This window comes from Streptomyces laculatispora (assembly GCF_017353455.1).
Lineage (GTDB): Bacteria > Actinomycetota > Actinomycetes > Streptomycetales > Streptomycetaceae > Streptomyces > Streptomyces laculatispora.
The window spans coordinates 1-4990 of sequence record NZ_JAFMPZ010000404.1; the positions used below are offsets into that span (position 1 = coordinate 1).

The window sequence follows — 4990 nt, forward strand, 5'->3', positions numbered from 1 at the left end:
CTCCAGCCGGACTTCTTCATTGGCGCTGGTCAACGGCTTGGGCGTGGAGAGTGTAGTGGGCTGGAACGAGGGTGGGGCGGTCTTTGCCGGGCCGTCCCACGAACGTGTGGCCGCGCCGCTTGGAGTGGCAACGTTCCGGGCAGCCCGCTCGCATGAGTGATACACCAACGGGCCTGTGGAAAGAGGGACTTGCTGAGCTGCTCTTGCGGATCGGAGGGCGTTTTTCCCGCGTGGAATCCCGGCGTCGGATGCGGGACTACGTCCGTGGGCTTCTTGGCCCTGTGGGCCGCAAGAACGGCTGGCAGCTCGCCGAATACGCCGGCCACGCCACCCCCGACGGGCTGCAGCACCTGCTCTCCCGGAGCCGCTGGGAGGCCGACGAGGTCCGCGACGACCTGCACACCTACGTCGCCGAGCACCTCGGCGCGAACAACGGCGTGCTGATCATCGACGACACAGGCTTCGTGAAGAAGGGCACCACCTCCGCCGGCGTCCAACGCCAGTACTCCGGCACCGCAGGCCGCACCGAGAATTGCCAGATCGGGGTCTTCGCCGCCTACGCCACCACCCGCGGCCACACCCTGGTCGACCGCGAGCTCTACCTGCCCAAGTCCTGGACCGAGGACCGCGAACGCTGTCGGGCCGCCCGTGTCCCCGACGACCGCGTCTTCGCCACCAAGGGCGAACTGGCGAGGACCATCATCCTGCGTGCCCTCGCCTCACCTCTGCCCGTCGGCTGGGTCACCGCGGACTCCGCCTACGGCCAGGACTCCCACTTCCGCCGCTTCCTCGAAGACCACCAGCTCTCCTACGTCGTGGCCGTCCCGAAGTCCCAGCAGGTCCACGGCCCGCGCATCGACCACCTCATCGGCCAGGCCCCGCCCGAAGCCTGGCAGCGGCTGTCAGCAGGAAGCGGCGCGAAGGGCGAGCGTTTCTACGACTGGGCCGCAGCCCGCCTGCCGGCCGTGTGGGAGTTCGACGGCGACGAACCCACCCGGCAACGCTGGATGCTGGCCCGCCGCAGCATCACAAAGCCCGACGAACTCGCCTACTACCTCGCCAGCGCACCCCTGGAAGCCACCGTCGCCGACCTCGTACGCATCGCCGGCTGCCGCTGGAAGGTCGAGGAATGCTTCCAGAGCGCGAAGAACGAATGCGGCCTGGACCAGTACGAAGTCCGCCGCTACGTGGGCTGGTACCGGCACATCACACTCGCCATGCTCGCGCATGCCTTCCTCGCCGTCCTGGCCGCCCAGGAACGGGAAAAGGGGGCACCGAGCGGGACACACCCGACCTCGTGGACCTCACACCGGCCGAAATTCGACGTCTGCTGGCAGTTGAACCCCGCCGCCGTACTCCGGACCGCGACCACGCGATGACGTGGTCCCACTGGCGTCGCCGACATCAAGCACGCGCCCGCCACTGCCACTACAAGCAGCGCGGCCACACGTTCGTGGGACGGCCCGGCAAAGAACCGCCCCACCCTCGTTCCAGCCCACTACACTCTCCACGCCCAAGCCGTTGACCAGCGCTAATGAAGAAGTCCGGCTGGAGTACTAGGTCCTGTTTCTCGGATCTCCTGACCTGCGAGGGGTGTTGGGGCCAGGCTGGGTACATGGGCCGTGGGGATCTGACGAATGCGGAGTGGGATCGGCTGGAGTCGTTCCTACCTCCTGGTGGTGCGCGTGGAGGTCGGTGGAGCGATCACCGCCGGGTGATCAACGGGGTTCTCTACCGGGTGCGGACCGGCGTGCAGTGGCGGGATCTGCCGGAGCGATTCGGGCCATGGGAGACGGTGTATAAACGACATCGTCGCTGGTCAGCCGATGGAACCTGGCAGATGCTGCTGTCTCGCATCCAGGTAGCCGAGGACGCCGAGGGCGGCATCGACTGGGACGTGTCGGTGGACTCGACAGCCGTGCGAGCCCAACAGCACGCCGCCGGTGCGAGGAAAGCGCCCCCGGCCGCCGTCCCTCAAAGGGGGGCCAAGTGGGGGACGAACCAGGTCGATCCGGTACTGCGGAGACTGACCATCCGCCTGGAGGAGGTGGTCAGGTCGGCGAATGTCTGGGACGTTCCCGCGGAGGATTCACCACCAAGATCCACCTCGTTGCCGAGGGACGATGCCGGCCCCTCGCCTTCGTCCTGACACCCGGACACTACGGAGACGGACCCCAGCTCGAGCGGGTGCTGGAACAGGTTCTGGTGCCGCGAGCCGGAGTCGGCCGGCCACGCACCCGGCCCGACCATGTCTTGGCGGACAAGGCCTACACGTCCCGGAAGAACCGCCGCTACCTGCGACGACGCGGAATCCGGCACACCATCCCCGAACGTCTCGACCAGCAGAGACACCGCAAGAACCGAGGTTCACGCGGCGGTCGGCCTACCGGTTTCGACAGCGAGCTCTACAAGAAGCGCAACACCGTCGAACGCACCATCAACCGCCTCAAAGGCTTCCGCGCCGTCGCGACCCGCTACGAGAAACGCGCCTACATCTACCTCGGCACCGTCACACTCGCAGCACTCATGATCTGGCTCCGTACATGATCCGAGAAACAGGACCTAGCCGGGGGACTGCCGCCCGCCCGGCCGCGGGAGCCGGCCGGCAGGCACGAGGGCCGGGGGCGCGTTCGGGTCCGGCGCCGTCAGGAGTGGTGGCTGACCGAGCGCCAGATGTGGTCGGGCAGCACGCGGGCAGCCTCGTCGAGATCGATGTCGCCCACGGTGAGCCAGCGGCGTACGACGGCGACGACCGGGCCCATGACGAGGGACTCGATGACGGGGGCGGAGAGCCGTGCGAGTTCGCCGGATTCCTGGTGTGCCTGGATCCAGCGGCTGATCGGGGCCAACCGGGCCTCCTGGGAGTCACGGATCTGGCCGGCGTGCGCGATGATTTCGCGGTCCGCGGTGACGGAGTGGATGAGACGGGCCTCCTCCGGGTGGGTCCGTACGAAATCCAGGTAGGCCAGGACCACGTCCCGGATGCCGGAGCGGGCCCCGGTCGCCTGCAACAGCGCTGCCCCCACCGCCTGGAGCAGCCGGCTCACCGTGCGCAGCGCGAGGGCGGCGAGTACGCCGTCGAGACTGCCGAAGTGGTGGTAGATGCTTCCGGAGCTGACGCCGCTGGCCTTGGTGATCGCGCCGACGGTGAGGCCAGCCTCACCCGATGCGGCGTAGATGTCGAGCGCCGTGCCCAGCACCTGTTCGACCGTGGCTTCGCCACGCTGTTGTTTCGGGCTCATCGAGCAGGCGTCCTCGTTCTGATGGCGGCTGAGCCGCTTACTCCACGCCAGAACAGCGTAGGACATCGTTTCTGAATTTTTTTCTAGAATGAGTTGACGGTTCTACGGGGAGAGGGGACCGTGCTTGGAGCGGCACGTGTCGGAACATGAGCGGCTGGAGGCATGAAATTGCCCGGATTATCTGATTTTGCACGCGCCGAAGGCGACGGCATCGAACTCGAACTCCCGGAGCTCGATCTCCTGTCGATCGACGCGCTCGACGGCACGGTACTCGGCCAGGTCCTGGTGGAGATGTTCAGCGGAGACCGGGACCCCGCGTCAGGACCTGAGTACAGCCACCACAGCAGCCACAGCTCCTTCAGCAGTTTCAGCTCGCACAGTTCCAGTACGTGGTCTGGTCGTGTCTGACGCGGTCCCGGAATCCGGGACCAAGCCGTTCCTCTCCTTCATCTGCAAGGTCGCCTCGCGCTGCAACCTCGACTGCGACTACTGCTACGTCTACCGGCACGCCGACCAGTCCTGGCGTTCGCAGCCGATCCGCATGTCCATGAAGACCGCAGCCCAGCTGGGTCACCGGATCAACGAGCACGCACGCGCACACGACCTGCACGAGGTGGAGCTGACCCTCCACGGGGGCGAACCGCTGCTGCTGGGGGTGGAGTACCTGCGCGCACTGTGCGAAACGGTGACGCGGGCGGCGCCGGACGTCAGGATCCGCTGGAACGGGCAGACCAACGGCACCCCTTACACCGAGGAGGTGCTGGACTTCTGCCGGGAGTGGGACGTCTCCTTCGGGCTGAGCCTGGACGGGCCGCGCCCGGTCAACGACCGCCACCGACTGGACCACGCGGGCAGATCGTCCTTCGCGCAGGCGGAACGTGCGATCGAGCTGCTGAGCAGCCCCCGGGCGCGCGGGTTGTGGGGCGGGATCCTCGCGGTGATCGACCTCGAGTCGGACCCTGCCGACACGTACTCCTACTTCCGCTCCTTCGATCCGCCGTCCATCGATTTCCTGCTCCCGCTGGGCCATCACGACCTGCGCCCCGCAGGGAAGGAGCGGCTCGACACCACCCCGTACGCGGACTGGCTGCTCCGCATTTTCGACATGTGGTACGGGGAACGCCCCCAGCCCGTCAGGATCAGACGGTTCCGGGACGTCATCGCGCTTTACCTGGGGGCCGTGAACAGTTCGGAGGAGTGGGGGCTGCAACCCGTCGATTTCACCGTGGTCGAGACCAACGGGGAGATACAGGCGGTGGACACGCTGAAGGTCACCTACCCGGGGGCCTGCGAGCTGGGCCTGAACATCTTCGACCACAGTTTCGACGACGCGCTGAAGTCGCCGCTGGTGCACGAGCGCCAGGACAAGTGGCGGACCCTGGGGGCGACCTGCCGGGAATGCGAGCTGGTCCGCATATGCGGCGGCGGGTACTTCCCGCACCGGTACTCCCGGGCGAACGGGTTCCGGAACGAGTCTGTCTACTGCGCCGATCTGAAGAAGCTCATCCGCGTGATCGCCGGCACGGCCGGACGGGACTTGCGACGCCTGCCCAAGCGGGTCGGAGGCGAGGAGGAGAAAGCAGGATGACCGTGACCGTTCCCCGGCTCGACCGGAACACCATCACGTCGCTGGCGACCCCTCAAGGCTGGACCGGAACCACCCGGGCCGTCTTCCAGGCCCGCTACCTCCACACCCTGGTGGGCATCCGCCGGCTCGGCGCGCTGCTCGCCGAGCGGGCGGATGCCCA

General features: G+C 67.3%; 5 protein-coding genes. 4 read left to right on the forward strand and 1 reads right to left on the reverse strand.

Annotated features, from left to right (window positions below; all coding sequences use genetic code 11):
* Positions 1-152 precede the first annotated feature (152 nt).
* On the forward strand, positions 153-1379 hold the full coding sequence (locus J1C73_RS20555) for an IS701 family transposase (protein WP_207317706.1): 1227 nt from the start codon (positions 153-155) through the stop codon (positions 1377-1379).
* A gap of 236 nt (positions 1380-1615) precedes the next feature.
* A protein-coding gene (locus J1C73_RS20560) for an IS5 family transposase (RefSeq protein ID WP_242644461.1) occupies positions 1616-2547 on the forward strand; the annotation gives its coding sequence in 2 pieces (ribosomal slippage) (positions 1616-1963 and positions 1966-2547; 930 coding nt in all).
* 98 nt (positions 2548-2645) lie between these two features.
* Here J1C73_RS20560 and J1C73_RS20565 read toward each other — a convergent pair.
* On the reverse strand, positions 2646-3242 hold the full coding sequence (locus J1C73_RS20565) for a TetR/AcrR family transcriptional regulator (protein WP_207317709.1): 597 nt from the start codon (positions 3240-3242) through the stop codon (positions 2646-2648).
* 162 nt (positions 3243-3404) lie between these two features.
* Here J1C73_RS20565 and J1C73_RS20570 point away from each other — a divergent pair, with 162 nt between their 5' ends.
* A complete protein-coding gene (locus J1C73_RS20570) occupies positions 3405-3650 on the forward strand; it encodes a hypothetical protein (protein WP_207317707.1) in 246 nt (81 codons plus the stop codon).
* Positions 3643-4830 carry an FxsB family cyclophane-forming radical SAM/SPASM peptide maturase gene (locus J1C73_RS20575; RefSeq protein ID WP_207317708.1) on the forward strand — a complete coding sequence of 396 codons (1188 nt, stop codon included), beginning with the start codon at positions 3643-3645 and terminating at the stop codon, positions 4828-4830. Before J1C73_RS20570 ends, J1C73_RS20575 begins: the two co-directional genes overlap by 8 nt.
* Positions 4831-4990 lie beyond the last annotated feature (160 nt).

Coding starts and splice junctions, on each gene's coding strand:
- J1C73_RS20570 (WP_207317707.1), top strand. CDS start 3,405: ATGAAATTGCCCGGATTATCTGATTTTGCACGCGCCGAAGGCGACGGC.
- J1C73_RS20565 (WP_207317709.1), bottom strand. CDS start 3,242: ATGAGCCCGAAACAACAGCGTGGCGAAGCCACGGTCGAACAGGTGCTG.
- J1C73_RS20555 (WP_207317706.1), top strand. CDS start 153: ATGAGTGATACACCAACGGGCCTGTGGAAAGAGGGACTTGCTGAGCTG.